Source organism: uncultured Williamsia sp., from assembly GCF_947494875.1.
Classification (GTDB): domain Bacteria; phylum Actinomycetota; class Actinomycetes; order Mycobacteriales; family Mycobacteriaceae; genus Williamsia_A.
This window is the reverse complement of sequence record NZ_CANLWM010000003.1, coordinates 409920-427157: the sequence shown is the minus strand read 5'-3', so window position 1 is coordinate 427157 and position 17238 is coordinate 409920. Positions and strand designations below refer to the sequence as shown.

The window sequence follows — 17238 nt, the reverse complement described above, 5'->3', positions numbered from 1 at the left end:
GCCCCGGTCCTGTGGGAGGGACCGGGGCGCGCGGACATCGGACGGACTGCTCAGTCGCCGATCATGTTGCGCAGCACGTACTGCAGGATGCCGCCGTTGCGGTAGTAGTCGGCCTCACCGGGCGTGTCGATGCGGACCTTCGCGTCGAACTCGACCGTGTCGCCGCTCTCCTTGGTCGCGGTGACGTGGACCGTCTCCGGGGTGGTGCCGTTGTTCAGCTCCTCGATCCCGGTGATGTCGAACGTCTCGGTGCCGTCGAGGCCCAGCGACTTGTGCGACTCGCCCTCGGGGAACTGCAGCGGGATGACGCCCATGCCGATGAGGTTCGAGCGGTGGATGCGCTCGAAGCTCTCGGTGATGACCGCGCGCACACCCAGCAGGCTGGTGCCCTTGGCGGCCCAGTCACGCGACGACCCGGTGCCGTACTCCTTGCCGCCGAGCACGACCAGCGGCGTGTTCTGCGCGGCGTAGTTCTGCGCGGCGTCGTAGATGAACGACTGCGGGCCACCGTCCTGGGTGAAGTCGCGGGTGTAGCCACCCGAGACCCCGTCCAGCAGTTGGTTCTGCAGGCGGATGTTGCCGAACGTCGAGCGGATCATGACCTCGTGGTTGCCGCGACGGGCACCGAGCGAGTTGTAGTCCTTGCGGGCCACACCGTTCTCGTCGAGGTACTGCGCAGCCGGGGTACCCGGCTTGATGGTCGACGCGGGGGAGATGTGGTCGGTGGTCACCGAGTCGCCCAGCTTCGCCAGCACGCGCGCGCCGGAGATGTCGGTGACCGGGGCCGGCTCACGCTGCATCCCCTCGAAGTACGGGGGCTTACGGACGTAGGTCGACTTCTGGTCCCACTCGAACGTCTTGCCGTCCGGCGTGGGCAGGCTCCGCCACCGCTCGTCGCCTTTGAAGACGTCGGCGTAGTCGGCCGCGTACTGCTCCGGCGAGATCGACTCGGCGATCGTCTTCTCGATCTCCTCACCCGAGGGCCAGATGTCCTTGAGGAAGACGTCGTTGCCGTCGGTGTCCTGGCCGAGCGGGTCGGACTCGAAGTCGAAGTCCATCGTCCCGGCGAGGGCGTAGGCGATGACCAGCGGCGGCGACGCCAGGTAGTTCATCTTCACGTCGGGGTTGATGCGACCCTCGAAGTTGCGGTTGCCCGAGAGCACCGCGGTGGCCGTGAGGTCGTTGTCGTTGATGGCCTTGGAGATCTCCTCGGGAAGCGGGCCCGAGTTGCCGATGCACGTGGTGCAGCCGTAGCCGACGAGGTAGAAGCCCAGCTTCTCCAGATACGGCCACAGGCCGGCCTTCTCGTAGTAGCCGGTGACGACCTGCGAGCCCGGGGCCATCGACGTCTTGACCCACGGCTTGCTGGTGAGGCCCTTCTCGACGGCGTTGCGGGCCAGCAGTGCCGCGCCGATCATCACCGACGGGTTCGAGGTGTTGGTGCAGCTCGTGATCGACGCGATCGTGACGATGCCGTGGTCGAGGATCATCTTGCCGCGCTCGGTCGACTCCACCGTGACGGGCTTGGACGGACGGCCCTCGGCGTTGCGCGCCGCCGAGTGCAGCGGCGCCGCGTCGTCGTCGGCGAAGGACAGTGCAGCCGGATCGGACGCGGGGAACGTGTCCTCGACGGCCTCGTCGAGCTTGGTGTGCTCAGCGGCGTTGCCGTTCTCGACGTAGTTGTGGATGTCCTTGCGGAACGCGTTCTTCGCGTCCCACAGCTCGATGCGGTCCTGCGGACGCTTCGGTCCGGCGATGGAGGGGACCACGTCGGCGAGGTCGAGCTCGAGGTACTCCGAGTACACCGGCTCCTTGTCGCCGTCGTGCCACATGCCCTGTTCCTTGGCGTACGCCTCGACGAGCGCGAGCTGCTCCTCGCTGCGCCCGGTGAGTCGCAGGTACTTCACCGTCTCCTCGTCGATGGGGAACATCGCGCAGGTGGAGCCGAACTCGGGGCTCATGTTGCCGATGGTGGCGCGGTTGGCCAGCGGCACCGCCGCGACACCCTTGCCGTAGAACTCGACGAACTTGCCGACGACGCCGTGCTTACGCAGCATCTCGGTGATGGTGAGCACCACGTCGGTGGCGGTGACGCCCGGCTTGGTCTCGCCGGAGAGCTTGAAGCCGACGACGCGGGGGATGAGCATCGAGATGGGCTGGCCGAGCATGGCCGCCTCGGCCTCGATGCCGCCGACGCCCCAGCCCAGGACGCCCAGGCCGTTCTCCATGGTGGTGTGCGAGTCGGTGCCGACGCAGGTGTCGGGGTAGGCGACGCCGTCACGCACCATGATCGAGCGGGCGAGGTGCTCGATGTTGACCTGGTGGACGATGCCGGTGCCCGGGGGGACGACCTTGAAGTCGTCGAACGCGCCCTGGCCCCAGCGGAGGAACTGGTAGCGCTCCTCGTTGCGCTGGTACTCGATCTCGACGTTGCGCTCGAAGGCCTGCGCGTTGCCGAACGCCTCGATGATGACGGAGTGGTCGATGACCATCTCGGCGGGCGCCAGAGGGTTCACCTTGTCCGGGTCGCCGCCGAGCTCCTGGACGGCCTCGCGCATGGTGGCCAGGTCGACGATGCAGGGCACACCGGTGAAGTCCTGCATGATCACGCGCGCCGGCGTGAACTGGATCTCGATGCTGGGATCGGCCTCGGGGTCCCATCCCGCGATCGCCTGGATGTGATCCTTGGTGATGTTGGCACCGTCCTCGGTGCGCAGCAGGTTCTCGGCGAGCACCTTGAGCGCGTAGGGGAGTCGGTCGACACCCTCCACGGCGCTCAGCCGGTAGATCTCGTACGAGTTGTCGCCGACCTCCAGGGTCCCCTTGGCTCCGAACGAATCAATTGACGAGCTCACGCAACACTCCACTTCTCGGTTCGCCGGCGTCGCTGATCCGCCGACTCTCGTCGCCGACGGGGCTGCGCCGACGCTGACGTGTCCTGTACCCCGCGGGCCGGCGGGGTGCGAACGTGCCCTCAGTCTAGCAGTACGCGCGTACTGGTTGGGCTCTTCGGGTGAATGGTGTGTCCCGGCGGGTGAACATCGCGAGGACACCGTGCTGTCGTACTGTGCATCCGTCACCCCGGGGCCCGAAAGGGTGCCCGGATCCCGACGCCAAGAGGAGCCACCGGTCATGACCGTCGGCATGCAGATCGCCGGCACGGACCCCGCCGACATCCGGGGGATCCTGCATTCGGCGCCGGCGTTGACCGTGATCCCCGAGGACGTCGACCTGGGTGCGATCGAGAAGGATCTCGCCGCCGATCACGTGTCGGCCCCGAGCGGCGATGTCGCCGGACTCGAGCGTGTGGTGGCCGAGGCCAAGGGCAAGGGCCACGACATGAACTTCGTCGTGCTCGAGCAGGCGCAGCCGAACTTCACCTACTACCGCGACATCGCGACCGCTCTCCAGGAGCAGACCGGCGGCACGGTCGTCGTGTTCGGCCCGGACACCGTGGGCACCGCGTCCGACGACTTCAGCCGGGTGCAGCTGGAGCAGGCGCAGGACAACCTGACGGTGTCGCAGCCGACGACGGGTGCCCAGCAGATGCTCGACCGGATGACGGTCCAGACGCAGGTGCCGTGGACGATCGTCACGCTCGTCCTGGTCGTCGTGGTGGTGGTGGGCGCCGTCGCGGCCCGCATGCTCCAGGTGCGCCGGCGCACGTCGGTCGCCGCGACCCCCGCCGGCGCGACCGCCGCGGAGACGTCGACCGCGTCGTCCACCGCCGACGCCGAGCGCCGGGACACCGCTCCGCCGGCCTGACGCGGCCACCGGGATCGCCCACGTCACAGTGGCGTAGTCACTCTTTACGATCGCACATCGAATCACGTCGATGTGGTTCGGCTGATCAGCCCCCAGAACGGGCTCGCGAGCGGTGTTTCCGCAGGTAATCACGTACTTGTAATTTGTTACTCGTGTTTCACTGGTGGCGATTGTGACGTACTGTTCCTCATGTCATTGGTGGTGTTGATGGGGAAGTTGACACCTCCCGTGGCGCACTTCGGGGGTGGGTCGACGTTCGGCTGAGCCGTGGTGTCGCCACCCGCCGATCGCGTGTCCGTTCTGCGAGGGAGTCATCTGTGAGGCGACGTTCCGCATGCGGTCGTCGGGAGTCGTTTCATCCCGTCGACCCGCGCCGCCACCCTGCCGTCGACGACGGCCCCATCCATCCGACGGACCCCGGAGACGGCGTGCATCCGCGCCCCGCCCGGGGTCTGCGCGTCCTCACCGCCGCCACCGTGGCCCTCCTCGCCGCCATCGGTCTGCTCGGTGCCGGGGCAGGAGCCGTGGCCGCGGACCCTGCGGCCCCCGCACCCAGGGGACCGTCGGGGATCGCCGGACTGATCAACCAGATCGCCGACGTCGACCAACGTCTCGCCGACATCGACGCGTCGCTGGCGATCAAGAGGGAAGCCGCCAACCGCGCCCTCGTCGACCTGCAGACGTCCCGGGATCAGGAACGACTGTCGGTGCTCGCCGTGAACGGGTCCTCGGACGCCGTGAAGAAGGCCGACGACCAGATCGCGCTCGCGCAGAAGAACTTCGACGGGTTCGTCCGGGATCTGTACCGGCAGGGCAGCAACCAGGCGTCGCTCGCGGGCATCTTCGCCTCCGGTGACCCCGCGGCCGTGCTCGACCGCGCCGGGATCATCGCCCAGCTGACGAAGGACCAGCAGGCGACGATCCAGCAGCTGAAGGTCTCGCGCAACGAGAAGGCCAACAAGCTCGCCACGGCGACCGCGACCCGCAAGTCGGCGGCTCGCGCAGCCGAGCAAGCCGCCCAGCGCAAGCAGGACGCGGTCGACGCGATCGCGCAGACCGTGGCCGCGGCGAAGACGGAATCCGCGACGAAGGCGCAGCTCAGTGCCGCGCGCGACGCCGCGCAGCAGCAGCTCGACGCGATGCGTGGCCGGGTACCGGCCGCCGCTCCGGTCACCGTCCCGGGAGGTGCGCCGAGCAGCCCACCGGGCAGCACTCCTGCCGCCGCACCGGCCCCGACCCCGGGTGGGGTCGCCGCGGTCATCCCCGGCCGGGTGGATGCGGCATCGCCCATCGACCCGCTCCGCGACGCGATCGTCACGGCCGCACAGTCGGCGTTCCAGACCGCCGCACAGGCCGCCGCCAAGCTGGCCGTCGACGCCGCACAGCAGGTCGTCGCCCAGGTGATCGCCTCGATCACCGGCAACCACACCGACATCGACGGCACCGACGGCGGGTCGGGCACGTCCGGCGGCAGCGGCGGTGGCGGCGGCGCGACCTCGGTGACGCCGGGTGTCACCGGATCGGCGGCCGTCGAGATCGTCGTCAACCGCGCGCTGTCACAGCTCGGCGTCCCGTACTCGTGGGGAGGCGGCAACGCCAGCGGCCCGACGAAGGGCATCCGCGACGGCGGCGTCGCCGACAGCTACGGCGACTACAACAAGGTGGGCTTCGACTGCTCGGGGCTGATGATCTACGCGTTCGCCGGCATCGGCATCTCGCTGCCGCACTACACCGGCTACCAGTACACGTCGGGTCCGCATGTCCCGCTGTCCCAGATGCAACGCGGCGACATGATCTTCTACGGTGCCAACGCCAGTCAGCACGTGGCTCTCTACCTCGGCAACAACCAGATGGTGGAGGCACCGCAATCGGGGTCGGTCGTGAAGATCTCGCCCCTGCGGACCAGTGGCGCGATGCCGTACGTCGTCCGACTCACCGGGTAGACGCCGGGGGAGCACCCGCGTGCCCGGGCGGGCGGCGGGCGGACCGCTACCCTCGGGAGCGACAGGCGTGCGGGCGTGCCCGGCGATGCCATGGAGCCGAGCAGGCGTGACGAGCGGTGGAGGAGAACGCGTGACCCAGACGCACGACGGTGGCGGGACCCGGACCGAGCAGGACGGGGGTCTCACCGACGCCGACGTGAAGCTCCTCGAACGCACCATGTTCGAGGTGAAGCGCGTGATCGTCGGACAGGACGCCCTCGTCGAGCGGATCCTCGTCGGTCTGCTGGCTCGGGGCCACATCCTCCTCGAGGGTGTTCCGGGTGTCGCCAAGACCCTCGCCGTCGAGACGTTCGCGCGGGTCATCGGCGGGTCGTTCTCCCGCGTGCAGTTCACCCCCGACCTCGTGCCCACCGACCTCATCGGCACGCGCATCTACCGGCAGGGCCGAGAGACGTTCGACACCGAGCTCGGCCCGGTCGTCGCGAATTTCCTCCTCGCCGACGAGATCAACCGCGCGCCCGCCAAGGTTCAGTCGGCGCTGCTCGAGGTGATGGCCGAACGCCACCTGTCGATCGGTGGCGAGACGTTCCCCATGCCCGACCCGTTCCTGGTCATGGCGACCCAGAACCCGATCGAGAACGAGGGCGTCTACCCGCTCCCGGAGGCCCAGCGCGACCGCTTCCTGTTCAAGGTCCTCGTCGACTACCCGTCGGTGGAGGAGGAGCGCGAGATCGTCTACCGGATGGGCACCCGTCCGCCGCAGGCCCATCAGGTCCTCGACCCCGCCGCCACCGTGCGCCTGCAGCAGTTGGCCTCGACGGTGTTCGTCCACCACGCCCTCGTCGACTACGTCGTCCGGGTCATCACCGCGACGCGTCGCCCCGAGACGGTCGGTCTCTCCGACGTCGCGGGATGGCTCGCCTACGGTGCGTCGCCACGCGCGACGCTGGGCATCGTCGCCGCGGCGCGCGCATTGGCGCTGGTCCGCGGCCGCGACTATGTGATCCCCTCCGACGTCGTCGAGATCATCCCCGACGTGCTGCGTCACCGGCTGGTCCTCAGCTACGACGCCCTGGCCGACGAGATCGACGCCGACCAGGTGATCACGCGGATCCTGCAGACCGTGGGTCTGCCGCAGGTGGCGTCGCAGCCCGTCGGTCCGCCGCCGGGTCAGAACGGGCCGCGGCCCGCCCCGAACGGTCAGCAACCGCCCGCCGTGAACGGCCCCTCACCGCAGTACGGGGCGCCGGCGCAGCCATACACGCAGAACGCACCGCCTGCTGTGCAGAACCCGTCCGCCCCGGTCGCCGATGGCCGAGGCTGACCGCCTTCCGTCGTTCGGCGACGGCGCACTGGACGACCCGACGCTCACCGCGGCACTGAAGACGCTCGAGCTCACCGTCCGTCGCAAACTCGACGGTGTCCTGCAGGGCGACCACCTCGGGCTGATCCCGGGACCGGGATCGGAGCCCGGCGAGGCGCGGATGTATCAGCCCGGCGACGACGTCCGGCGCATGGACTGGTCGGTCACCGCGCGCACCACGCACCCGCACGTGCGTCAGATGGTCGCCGACCGTGAGCTCGAGACCTGGCTCGTCGTCGACATGTCGGCCAGCCTGGACTTCGGGACCACCGGCGGCACCAAGCGCGACCTCGCAGTCGCCGCGTGCTCGGCGATCGTCCACCTGACACTCGGCGGCGGGAACCGCATCGGAGCGATCGTCGCGACCGGCGACCGCATCGTGCGGGTGCCCGCCCGCTCGGGGCGGGCGCACGCGATGTCGCTGCTGTCGACCATCGCGTCCACCCGGCGCAGCGCCGAGGGCGTCCGCGGTGATCTCGCCGGCGCGATCGACGCGCTGCGCCGCCCGCAGCGCCGCCGCGGTCTCGCGGTGATCGTGAGCGACTTCCTCGGCCCGATCGACTGGGACCGCCCGCTCCGTGCCGTCGGCGGTCACCACGAGGTCCTCGGTGTCGAGGTGCTCGACCCGCGTGACCTCGAACTGCCCGCCATCGGTGAGATCGTCCTGCGCGACGCCGAGAGCGGACAGGTCCGCGAGCTGACGGTCACCGAGAAGGTCCGCACCGACTACGCCCGCGCCGCCGCCGCCCACCAGGCCGACGTGCACCGGGTGCTGCGGACCTGTGGCGCCCCGACGATGAGCCTGCGCACCGACCGTGACTGGATCGCCGACGTGGTGCGGTTCGTCGCCCGCCGGCGTCGCGGTCTGCACGCGGGCGCCGTGGCCGGGGCCGGGCGGTGACCGATCTCGCCACCCCGTGGTGGCTCCTGCTGCTGCTCGTCGTCGCCGCGCTCGCCGCCGGGTACGTCTACATGCAGCGGCGTCGGCACTCCCGCGCCGTCACATTCGCCAACCTCGAACTGCTCGACACGGTGGTCCCGCCGCAGCGCAACCGCCTCAAGCACGCGCCGATCGCCCTCATGCTCGTCGGGTTGATCCTGCTCACCGTCGCTCTCGCCGGCCCGCAGGCCGATCGTCGGGTGCCCCGCAACAAGGCGACGGTGATCCTGGTGATCGACGTCTCGCGGTCGATGAACTCCACCGACGTCGCACCCTCGCGCATCCAGGCCGCCCAGCAGGCGGCGAAGAAGTTCGCCGACGACCTCACCGACGGCATCAACCTCGGCCTGATCTCCTTCGCCGGCACCGCCGCGACCCTGGTCTCGCCGACGCCCGACCACGACGCCACCAAGGCCGCCGTCGACAAGCTGCAGCTCGCCGACAAGACCGCGACCGGTGAGGGCATCTTCGCCGCGATCGAGCAGATCAAGACGCTCAACGCCGTGCTCGGCGGCGACAAGGGCGCACCCCCCGCCCGGATCGTGCTGGAGTCCGACGGCAAGGAGACCGTCCCGGACGACCCCGACGACCCGCGCGGGGCGTTCACCGCCGCCCGCAAGGCGAGGGAGGACAAGATCCCGGTCAACACGATCTCGTTCGGGACCCTCACCGGCACGGTCGATCTCGAAGGTGACCGCATCCCGGTGCCGGTGGACGACGCCTCGCTGGAACAGATCGCGAATCTCTCCGGTGGTGAGTTCTTCACGGCCTCGACCCTCGACGAGCTGACCCGCGTCTACGACACCCTGCAGGAACAGATCGGCTTCGAGACCCAGCGCGGCGACAACTCCCGGCCGTGGGTCATCGCGGGCACGATCCTGGTGATCATCGCGGCGATCGGTGCCATCGCGATGAACCGCAGATTGCCGTGAGCGAAGGTCCGTCCCCACGTCGACCGCGGTGTCGTCCGGGTGGTGGGCAGGCGATAGGTTGACCGGCATGGCAGAGACCGCGTCGCAGCAGCCCCCCGCCACCACCCGCTCCGGCGGACCCTCCCGATCGGTCCTGGTGACCGGCGGCAACCGCGGCATCGGCCTGGCCATCGCCCGACGCCTGTCCGAGGACGGCCACCGCGTCGCCGTCACCCACCGCTCGTCCGGTGCGCCCGAGGGACTGTTCGGCGTGGAGTGCGACGTCACCGACTCCGAGGCCGTCACGCGGGCGTTCGCCGAGATCGAGGCGCACCAGGGCCCGGTCGAGGTACTCGTCGCCAACGCCGGCACCACCGACGACACCCTGCTGATGCGCATGACCGAGGAGCAGTTCGAGAGGGTCCTCGACGCGAACCTGACGGGCTCGTTCCGCGTCGCGAAGGCCGCGTGCCGGTCGATGCTGCGCAAGCGGTTCGGGCGGTTCATCTTCCTGGGCTCGGCCGTCGCCACGATGGGCACACCCGGCCAGATCAACTACGCCTCGTCCAAGGCCGGCCTCATCGGCATGGCGCGGTCGCTGACGCGTGAGCTGGGCACCCGCTCCATCACCGCGAACGTCGTGGCACCGGGCTTCATCGACACCGACATGACCGCCGCCCTTCCCGGCGAGTACCGCGAGCAGGTCACCAAGATCATCCCGGCCGGCCGCACGGGCACGGCCGAGGAGGTCGCCGCCGTCGTCAGCTGGTTGGCCTCCGAGGACTCCGCCTACGTCTCCGGCGCCGTCATCCCGGTCGACGGCGGCCTGGGCATGGGGCACTGATACACGCGCGACCCGAATCACCCACCACCACCTAGGAGTTCACCAGTGAGCGGACTGCTCGAGGGCAAGACCGTACTGATCACGGGCATCATCACCGACTCGTCGATCGCCTTCCACGCGGCGTCGGTCGCCCAGGAGCAGGGGGCCACGGTGATCATCACCGGCATCCCGGAACGGCTGCGCCTCATCGACCGCATCGCCAAGCGGCTGCCGAAGGAGGTCCCGCCCGCGATCGGACTGGACATCACGAACGAGGAGAACCTCGCCGAGCTCGCCGACAAGGTCCGTGAGCTGGCACCCCAGGGTGTCGACGGCGTCCTGCACTCCATCGCGATGGCCCCCAAGAACCTGATGGGGCCCGACGCGGTGCCCTTCCTCGACGCACCCGGCCCCGACGCCGCCAAGTCGTTCGAGATCTCGGCCTGGAGCTACGCGTCGCTGGCCCGTGCGGTGCTGCCGGTCATGAACGAGGGCGGGTCCATCGTCGGCATGGACTTCGACCCCCGTACCGCGATGCCGTACTACAACTGGATGGGCGTCGCGAAGGCCGCGCTGGAGTCGGTGAACCGCTACGTCGCGCGAGAGGTCGGCGAGGCCAAGAGGATCCGGTCGAACCTCGTCGCGGCCGGCCCGATCAAGACCCTGGCCGCCAAGGCCATCGCCGGCACCGCGACCGACGACGCCAAGCAGCTGAACATGCTCAACGAGTACTGGGACGGGGCATCGCCGATCGGGTGGAACGTCGACGACCCGACGGTCGTGGCGAAGTCGATCTGCACGCTGCTGTCCGACTGGCTGCCCGGCACCACCGGGTCGATCATCTACGTCGACGGGGGCGCAAGCCACAACACCTGGTTCCCCGAGGGGTTCACCGGTTCATGACGGCACCGCGCACTGCCGGGTTCGACGCGGTCCTGCTGCTCTCGTTCGGTGGGCCCGACGGTCCCGACGACGTGATGCCGTTCCTGGAGAACGTCACCCGCGGTCGCGGTGTGCCCCGCGAGCGCCTCGAGTCGGTCGCCGAGCACTACATGCACTTCGGGGGCGTGTCACCGATCAACCAGCTCAACCTCGACATCATCGACCGATTGCGGACGGCGTTGGGCGACAACGGCATCGACCTGCCCGTGTTCTTCGGCAACCGCAACTGGCACCCCATGGTCGAGGACACCGTCGCCGAGATGTTCGACGCGGGACACCGCCGCGTGCTGGTGTTCCCGACGTCGGCGTGGGGTGGCTACTCGGGGTGCGCGCAGTACCACGAGGACATCGGCCGCGCGCTCACCGCGCTCGCCGAACGACGTCCCGCGTCCGCCGACGACCCGATGACCCTCCGCAAGCTGCCCCACTACTGGGACCGCCCGGAGATGATCGAGGCCGGCGCGGACGCCGTCCGTGCCGCGCAGGCAGACCTCCCCGAGAACGTCCGCTCCGACGCCCGGGTCGTCTTCACCGCCCACTCGGTTCCCTCGGCGGCCGACGCCGTCGCCGGACCGCCGGACGACGGCGGGCACCTGTACAGCCGGCAGGTCATCGCGGCGTCCGCGGCTGTCGCCGCCGCGGCCGGTGTCACCGAGCACGACGTGGTGTGGCAGTCCCGGTCCGGGCCGCCGCAGGTGCCGTGGCTCGAGCCCGACATCGTCGACCACCTCCAGGCGATCCACGCCGACGGGACCCCCGCGGCGGTCGTGGCCCCGGTCGGATTCGTCTCCGACCACCTCGAGGTCGTCTGGGATCTCGACACCGAGGCGGCCGAGAAGGCGGACGAACTCGGCATGCCCATGGCGCGTGCGGCGACCGTCGGCACCGATCCGCGGTACATCGCGATGATCGTCGAGCTCATCCGCGACCAACTGGCCGGCGCGACGACCCGGAGCACCGGGATGGGCTGCACCGACAACGGACAGCGGTGTGTGGAGGGCTGCTGTCCACTGGTCCGCCCGACACGGCCGGCCTGACCGGCGAGAGGGGCTCAGCGACGCGGCAGGCGGTCCGAGTCGGCCACGACCGCGTTGAGCGCGGTCATCCGCGCGGTCCGCACGGTCCGGTCCAGGCTGTCGAGGGCTGCCTCGGCGCGACCCTGCCCCGTCGCCGTCAGCCCCGTGCGCGGACGTCCGTCCGCCGCGAGATGCAGGATGGCCGCGATCTGCGCGGTCTGACCGATGACCCGCGCGACCCGATCACCCGAATCCGGTGGGACGTCGAGGGTCTCGGCCCGCGTCAAGGCCGCCAGACGCGTCCGCAGGTCCGACGGTGTGCCGTCGGACGGCTCGACACCACCGATGCCCGACAGCAGTGCGGTGGCGTCTCGGACGGCCTCGCGCATGAGCAGCTCGGCCTCCCCGAGATCCCGGTCCGGGACGCGGACGACGGACCCGAGCGAGCGAACGGTCCAGGTGACCGTCCCCGGGCCGACCACACGCGCGAGCACGCCGATCGCGTCCTCCGACGTCTCGGACAGCCACAGCACGAGCACGGCGCCCGCGTCGAGGGCCGCCCCCAGCGGCGCGCCGCTGAGCCCGAGTGTGTCGCCGGGTGCGGGCAGCAGGACACGCATGCGCGTCGCCTGACGGATCGCCCGTAACAGCGACCCCGTGCCGACCTCGGCCGCGGTCAGGTCGACGACGGCGGCCGCGTCGGGATCGGCCGCGACCACCCGATGCGCGGGTGCGACGTCGGACAGGGCATCGACGACGTCGTCCGGAGAGCACAGGCCGGCACGCCACACCGCCCCCCAGGTGCCCAGCGCGGCGACGGCCGGCAGGCCGGCGGTCGCCACGCGGTCGGTCATCTCGCTCACCCGGGCCACGATAGCGACGGTGCGGACGTGACGCCGTCGGCCCGGCGGCACCCGGCGTGGCACCGGGCGACCGTGCCGCCGAACTCCTACGGTCGCGGGATGGGTTTCTCCGACGACCGCTACGGCTTCGACGTCCTCGACGCGGCGGCACGTCGCGCCCGCGCGACGCCCGCGGTCCCCGTCGTCGACGCCGACCGCGATCTCGTGGTCGAGGACGCGGCGACCGGGTTCTGCGGCGCCGTCGTGGGTTTCGAGCGCGGGTACGACGGTGACCACGTGCGCCTCGAGGACCGCCGCGGGGCGACCCGCATCTTCGCGATGCGGCCGTCGGCGTTCCTCCTCGACGGCGCACCGGTGACGTTGCGACGACCGCCCGCCCGCGCCGCGGCCCCCGCCCGCACCGCATCCGGATCGGTCGCCCCGGCGTCGTCGCGGGCGCGGGTGGCCCGCGCGAGCCGCATCTTCGTCGAGGGGATCCACGACGCCGCACTGGTGGAACGCATCTGGGGCGACGACCTGCGTGCCGAGGGCGTCGTGGTGGAGGGACTCGACGGTCTCGACAACCTCGACGAGGTCCTCGCCGGGTTCGGTCCCGGACCGTCGCGGCGGGCGGGCGTGCTCGTCGACCACCTCGTCACGGGCAGCAAGGAGAGTCGGCTGACCCGCGAGGTCGGGCCACACGTCCTGGTCTGCGGGCACCCGTTCGTCGACATCTGGGAGGCCGTGAAGCCCGAGGTGCTCGGCATCGGCGAGTGGCCGCGCGTCCCGCGCACGGAGGAGTGGAAAGCCGGGGTGTGTCGGCGATTGCGCTGGGGCACACCGACCGACGGGTGGCGTCGCGTGAACCGTGCCGTCTCCGACTACCGCGACGTGCGGGTGGAGTTGCTCCGCAGCGTGGAGGAACTCATCGATTTCGTGACCGCCGCCGGGGACGACGACTGACCGTCGCCGCAGGTCGCAGACACAAAGGCGAGGCGTGCGGCTTCTCCGACGCGCGCCTGATCTCTGGCACAGTGGAGACATGGCAGCGATCATCTGGCTGGTCGCGGCGCTGGTCATGGTCGGTGCCGAGGCCCTCAGCGGGGAGTTGGTCCTCCTGATGCTCGCCGGTGGCGCGGTGGCCGCCTCGGGTACCGCGGCGTTCACCGACCTGCCCGTCGTGGTGGACGCCGTCGTGTTCGCGGCCGTGAGCGTGTTGTTGCTGGCCGGCGTCCGGCCGGTCGCCAAGCGGCACCTGCTGCGGCGGCCGATGTTGGCCACCAACGCCGAGGCGCTGCAGGGGAAGACCGCGATCGTGACCACGACCGTCGACGCCCACGGCGGCCAGGTCCGGTTGGACGGGTCGATCTGGTCGGCCCGTCCGCTGCACTCCGGCGACGTGTTCGCCGAGGGCGAGGACGTGATGGTCATGCAGATCGACGGGGCCACAGCGGTCGTCTGGAAGTCCTGAGGTGACCGGTCGAGTGCCGGTCGGGAAATGGAGCGTGTCATGGAAATCGGAGTGATCGTCGTCGTCGCGGTGGTGGTGCTGCTGGCGTTCGTGATCCTGTTCCGGTCGGTCGCGCTGATCCCGCAGGCCGAGGCGGCGGTGATCGAGCGGCTCGGCCGCTACACCAAGACGGTGTCGGGGCAGCTGACGTTGCTCGTCCCGTTCGTCGACCGGATCCGCGCTCGGGTGGACCTGCGTGAGCAGGTGGTGTCGTTCCCGCCGCAGCCGGTGATCACCGAGGACAACCTGACGCTGTCCATCGACACCGTCGTCTACTTCCAGGTGACGGTCCCGCAGTCGGCCGTGTACGAGATCAACGACTACATCATCGGTGTGGAGCAGCTCGCGACGACGACACTGCGCAACGTGGTCGGCGGCATGACCCTGGAGGAGACGCTGACCTCGCGGGACTCGATCAACGCGCAGCTGCGCGGTGTGCTCGACGAGGCGACCGGTCGCTGGGGTCTGCGTGTGGCCCGGGTCGAGTTGAAGAGCATCATGCCGCCGCCGTCGATCCAGGAGTCGATGGAGAAGCAGATGAAGGCCGACCGTGAGAAGCGCGCGATGATCTTGACGGCCGAGGGTCAGCGGGAGTCGTCGATCAAGACCGCGGAGGGCAACAAGCAGAGTCAGATCCTCTCCGCCGAGGGTGCCAAGCAGGCGGCGATCCTCGCCGCGGAGGCCGACCGACAGTCGCGGATCCTGCGCGCGCAGGGTGACCGTGCCGCCCAGTACCTGAACGCCCAGGGTGAGGCGAAGTCGATCGAGAAGGTGTTCGCCGCGATCAAGTCGGCCAAGCCCACCCCGGAGCTGCTGGCCTACCAGTACCTGCAGAAGCTGCCCGAGATGGCGGCGGGCGAGGGGAACTCGGTGTGGGTGGTTCCGTCCGACTTCGGTTCCGCTCTGCAGGGTTTCGCACGGTCGTTCGCGAACCAGGGCGACGACGGTGTCTTCCGGTACGAGCCGTCGGACGACGCGGCCACGCCGCAGGGCGACGACTCCGAGGTCGACGACTGGTTCGACCTCGCTCCGGACCCGAAGGTGGCGCAGGCCGTCGCCGAGGCGGAGGCGGTGGCCCGCAAGCCCGTCGCACCAGAGATGGAGGCGCGGTCGGTCGCGCCCGGCATCGAGACACGGAAGACGCCGGCCGTCCCGGCGACGAGCACCGACGACCCGCCCACCGACGACGCATCGGGTTCGTCGGCGAGCTGAGCGCGTCCGGACGCGACGTCAGGTGAGGGTCAGGCGGGCGACACCTGCCGCCGCCACGGCCCACAGCACCGAGGCGAACGTGCCGATGATGAACTGCTCGCCGGCGTGCTGGTCGCGGATCTCGGGGTAGCGCGCGAGACCTTTCACGGCCAGGACCACGGCGATCCCCTCCGGCCACCCGGCGACGAGCGCGCCGACCACGGCCACGCGTTCCAGGACGCCGATGATCCGCCCACCCCGCAGGGGCCGGGACCCGACCGGGACGTCGTCCTCGCCGGTGTCCTCGGACCCGGGATCCCCCCGGTGGTCGCGCTGGTCGACCTCGACGAGATCGAACACCAGCGGCACGAGGCCGACACCGCCGAACGCGGCGATCACCACCACCAGGGTGACCACGACCCCACGGACCGATCCCTCGGCGGGGTCCGCGATGGCCGCGGCGACCGCCGCGATCGCCAGCGTCACGGTCGCGACCACCACCGCCGCGGTGCGCAGGAACCGGCCGTGCGGCAGGGTCGACGAGACAGCGACCGCGGCACAGATCGCCAGAGACACCACGGTGACCGTCATCTCAGGCCTCCTGCGGCCGTGTCGGCCGCCGCCATGAGGTGGGCGGCGGCGATCCTCCCGTCTCGTTCGGCCTGCCAGTCGGCGACCGAGAGCCGCTGCGAGACGGCCTGCTTGCTGATGCCGAGTTCGTCGGCGATCTCGCTCTGCGAGGCACCGGCCCGGATCCGGGCGACCGCCTGGTGTCCCTCGTCCGACCGCCGTGCCACGACGATCGCCAGCAGGGCGAGCACGGCCCCGGCGTCGGCGGCGCGGGCCGGGTCCCCGCCGGCGACGCTCACGTTCCCCGGTGCTCGTTTCGCCCGGGTCACGGCGTCGCGAGCCGCCTCGAAGGCGGGGCCACGTCCGGCGCGGGTGACCTGGGGCAGGGGGAGCTCGACGGCGCCCACGCCGACGCCGATGCTCCACCCGCCCAGCGCCACCAGGTCGAGGACGACGTCGACGACGACATCCGGGTCGTCGGCGACCGCCTGCACCTCGTCACCGGCGGTGCGGTCGAAGCCGCGGACGAGCGGCGCGTCGGAGAGCCGCGCGACGAGCTCGGGCACGCGGTCACGGTCGCGCCGGCTCCGACGCTGGTCGACCGTCAGTACGTACACCCTGTCAAGCTACTCGGGTTTACTCTGATCTATCAAGTCGGCAGACTTTCACGTCCGGTCTGCGGTGACCGTCTCGTCGCCGTCAAGCCCGACGACCTGATGCTCGTCGGTCGCGTCTGACGCCTTGACATCGGTGCCGTCGGATCGCAGCGGCGTGCGCGCGTCGATCCCGAGGCCCACGAGACCGAGCACCACGCCGGCGATCGAGATCGCGAGTCCCGCAGGGTGGGCACTGCCCGACAGGACACTGCCCAGCACCACCACCGAGACGGTGCCCGGGAGGATCCCCACCGCCGTCGCGAGGGTGTAGGGGATCAGGCGGATCCGCGACAGCGCCGCGCAGTAGTTGATGACCGAGAACGGCGCCGGCGCGATCAACCGCAGCGACCCGACCGCCAGCCACCCGCGTCGGGCCAGGCGCGCATCGACCGCGCGCACCGCCGGATGGGTCAACCGGGGTGCGACGACATCTCGACCCGCCGCGCGGACCAGCACGAACGAGACGACCGCGGCGATCATCGTGGCCCCGAGCGCCACCACCAGCCCCGTCACCGGCCCGAAGAGGACACCCGAGGACAGCGTGAACACCGTGCGGGGGATCGGGGCGACGGTGATGACCGCGTAGGCGAGGAAGAACACCACGACGAACCACGGGCCCGACGAGTCCGACCAGGCGCGGAACCGGTCGACACCGGGCAGGCCGACCACGGCGACCGCGACGAGCGCGGCGACGAAGACGACCGCCAGGGCGATCGGTCCCCACCATCGACGCGCCGCCCGGATCACGCGGGCGAGGCTACCCGCC

At 70.5% G+C, this 17238-nt stretch carries 16 protein-coding genes; 11 read left to right on the top strand and 5 right to left on the bottom strand.

Going from position 1 to position 17238, the window contains the following annotated elements:
- Positions 1-50: 50 nt before the first annotated feature.
- The gene (locus tag Q1A98_RS10195; protein WP_299572739.1) at positions 51-2855 is read right to left on the bottom strand and encodes an aconitate hydratase; all 2805 of its coding nucleotides are present in this window, start codon (positions 2853-2855) and stop codon (positions 51-53) included.
- 277 nt (positions 2856-3132) lie between these two features.
- Between Q1A98_RS10195 and Q1A98_RS10190 the strand changes: the two genes are divergently transcribed.
- From Q1A98_RS10190 to Q1A98_RS10155, 8 genes are all read left to right on the top strand, one after another.
- Positions 3133-3765, top strand: coding sequence for a DUF6676 family protein (locus tag Q1A98_RS10190; protein ID WP_299572736.1), 633 nt, complete (start codon positions 3133-3135; stop codon positions 3763-3765).
- Between the two features lie 317 nt (positions 3766-4082).
- Complete coding sequence (locus Q1A98_RS10185; RefSeq protein WP_299572734.1) at positions 4083-5708, top strand: NlpC/P60 family protein; 1626 nt, start codon at positions 4083-4085, stop codon at positions 5706-5708.
- An 85-nt stretch (positions 5709-5793) separates the two neighbouring features.
- Entirely contained in the window at positions 5794-7032 is a 1239-nt protein-coding gene (locus tag Q1A98_RS10180; RefSeq protein ID WP_299572731.1) for an AAA family ATPase, read from the top strand.
- Positions 7019-7972 (top strand): DUF58 domain-containing protein, encoded by a 954-nt coding sequence (locus tag Q1A98_RS10175; protein ID WP_299572728.1) that lies wholly within the window; start codon positions 7019-7021, stop codon positions 7970-7972. The genes Q1A98_RS10180 and Q1A98_RS10175 overlap by 14 nt, the downstream gene beginning before the upstream one ends.
- Positions 7969-8943: a VWA domain-containing protein gene (locus Q1A98_RS10170; protein WP_299572725.1), complete on the top strand. Its 975-nt coding sequence runs from the start codon at positions 7969-7971 to the stop codon at positions 8941-8943. The genes Q1A98_RS10175 and Q1A98_RS10170 overlap by 4 nt, the downstream gene beginning before the upstream one ends.
- 67 nt (positions 8944-9010) lie before the next feature.
- Positions 9011-9766, top strand: a complete 756-nt coding sequence (gene fabG1, locus Q1A98_RS10165; protein WP_299572723.1) for a 3-oxoacyl-ACP reductase FabG1 — start codon at positions 9011-9013, stop codon at positions 9764-9766.
- A 45-nt stretch (positions 9767-9811) separates the two neighbouring features.
- On the top strand, positions 9812-10648 hold the full coding sequence (inhA, locus tag Q1A98_RS10160; protein ID WP_299572721.1) for an NADH-dependent enoyl-ACP reductase InhA: 837 nt from the start codon (positions 9812-9814) through the stop codon (positions 10646-10648).
- Positions 10645-11724, top strand: a complete 1080-nt coding sequence (locus Q1A98_RS10155) for a ferrochelatase (RefSeq protein WP_299572719.1) — start codon at positions 10645-10647, stop codon at positions 11722-11724. The genes inhA and Q1A98_RS10155 overlap by 4 nt, the downstream gene beginning before the upstream one ends.
- Positions 11725-11738: 14 nt before the next feature.
- Here the strand turns inward: Q1A98_RS10155 and Q1A98_RS10150 are convergent, their stop codons facing one another.
- A complete protein-coding gene (locus Q1A98_RS10150; protein ID WP_299572717.1) occupies positions 11739-12566 on the bottom strand; it encodes a hypothetical protein in 828 nt (275 codons plus the stop codon).
- Positions 12567-12665: 99 nt separating this feature from the next.
- Here Q1A98_RS10150 and Q1A98_RS10145 point away from each other — a divergent pair, with 99 nt between their 5' ends.
- The 3 genes from Q1A98_RS10145 (at position 12666) to Q1A98_RS10135 (ending at position 15267) form a co-directional block, all read left to right on the top strand.
- Positions 12666-13508 (top strand): DUF3097 family protein, encoded by an 843-nt coding sequence (locus Q1A98_RS10145; RefSeq protein ID WP_299572716.1) that lies wholly within the window; start codon positions 12666-12668, stop codon positions 13506-13508.
- A 79-nt stretch (positions 13509-13587) separates the two neighbouring features.
- The gene (locus Q1A98_RS10140) at positions 13588-14016 is read left to right on the top strand and encodes an NfeD family protein (protein WP_299572715.1); all 429 of its coding nucleotides are present in this window, start codon (positions 13588-13590) and stop codon (positions 14014-14016) included.
- A 39-nt stretch (positions 14017-14055) separates the two neighbouring features.
- On the top strand, positions 14056-15267 hold the full coding sequence (locus Q1A98_RS10135) for an SPFH domain-containing protein (protein ID WP_299572712.1): 1212 nt from the start codon (positions 14056-14058) through the stop codon (positions 15265-15267).
- An 18-nt stretch (positions 15268-15285) separates the two neighbouring features.
- Here the strand turns inward: Q1A98_RS10135 and Q1A98_RS10130 are convergent, their stop codons facing one another.
- From Q1A98_RS10130 to Q1A98_RS10120, 3 genes are read right to left on the bottom strand one after another with little or no spacing between them, the layout of a single operon-like run.
- Entirely contained in the window at positions 15286-15837 is a 552-nt protein-coding gene (locus Q1A98_RS10130; protein WP_299572710.1) for a hypothetical protein, read from the bottom strand.
- Positions 15834-16433: a winged helix-turn-helix domain-containing protein gene (locus Q1A98_RS10125; protein WP_299572708.1), complete on the bottom strand. Its 600-nt coding sequence runs from the start codon at positions 16431-16433 to the stop codon at positions 15834-15836. The genes Q1A98_RS10130 and Q1A98_RS10125 overlap by 4 nt, the downstream gene beginning before the upstream one ends.
- Positions 16434-16481: 48 nt before the next feature.
- Complete coding sequence (locus Q1A98_RS10120; protein ID WP_299572706.1) at positions 16482-17219, bottom strand: TVP38/TMEM64 family protein; 738 nt, start codon at positions 17217-17219, stop codon at positions 16482-16484.
- Positions 17220-17238 lie beyond the last annotated feature (19 nt).

Excerpts from the sequence above, each read along its gene's own strand:
- Q1A98_RS10145 (WP_299572716.1), top strand. The coding sequence starts at position 12,666 with ATGGGTTTCTCCGACGACCGCTACGGCTTCGACGTCCTCGACGCGGCG.
- Q1A98_RS10180 (WP_299572731.1), top strand. The coding sequence starts at position 5,794 with ATGCCATGGAGCCGAGCAGGCGTGACGAGCGGTGGAGGAGAACGCGTG.
- Q1A98_RS10190 (WP_299572736.1), top strand. The coding sequence starts at position 3,133 with ATGACCGTCGGCATGCAGATCGCCGGCACGGACCCCGCCGACATCCGG.
- Q1A98_RS10155 (WP_299572719.1), top strand. The coding sequence starts at position 10,645 with ATGACGGCACCGCGCACTGCCGGGTTCGACGCGGTCCTGCTGCTCTCG.
- Q1A98_RS10140 (WP_299572715.1), top strand. The coding sequence starts at position 13,588 with ATGGCAGCGATCATCTGGCTGGTCGCGGCGCTGGTCATGGTCGGTGCC.
- Q1A98_RS10135 (WP_299572712.1), top strand. The coding sequence starts at position 14,056 with ATGGAAATCGGAGTGATCGTCGTCGTCGCGGTGGTGGTGCTGCTGGCG.
- Q1A98_RS10130 (WP_299572710.1), bottom strand. The coding sequence starts at position 15,837 with ATGACGGTCACCGTGGTGTCTCTGGCGATCTGTGCCGCGGTCGCTGTC.
- fabG1 (WP_299572723.1), top strand. The coding sequence starts at position 9,011 with ATGGCAGAGACCGCGTCGCAGCAGCCCCCCGCCACCACCCGCTCCGGC.
- Q1A98_RS10175 (WP_299572728.1), top strand. The coding sequence starts at position 7,019 with ATGGCCGAGGCTGACCGCCTTCCGTCGTTCGGCGACGGCGCACTGGAC.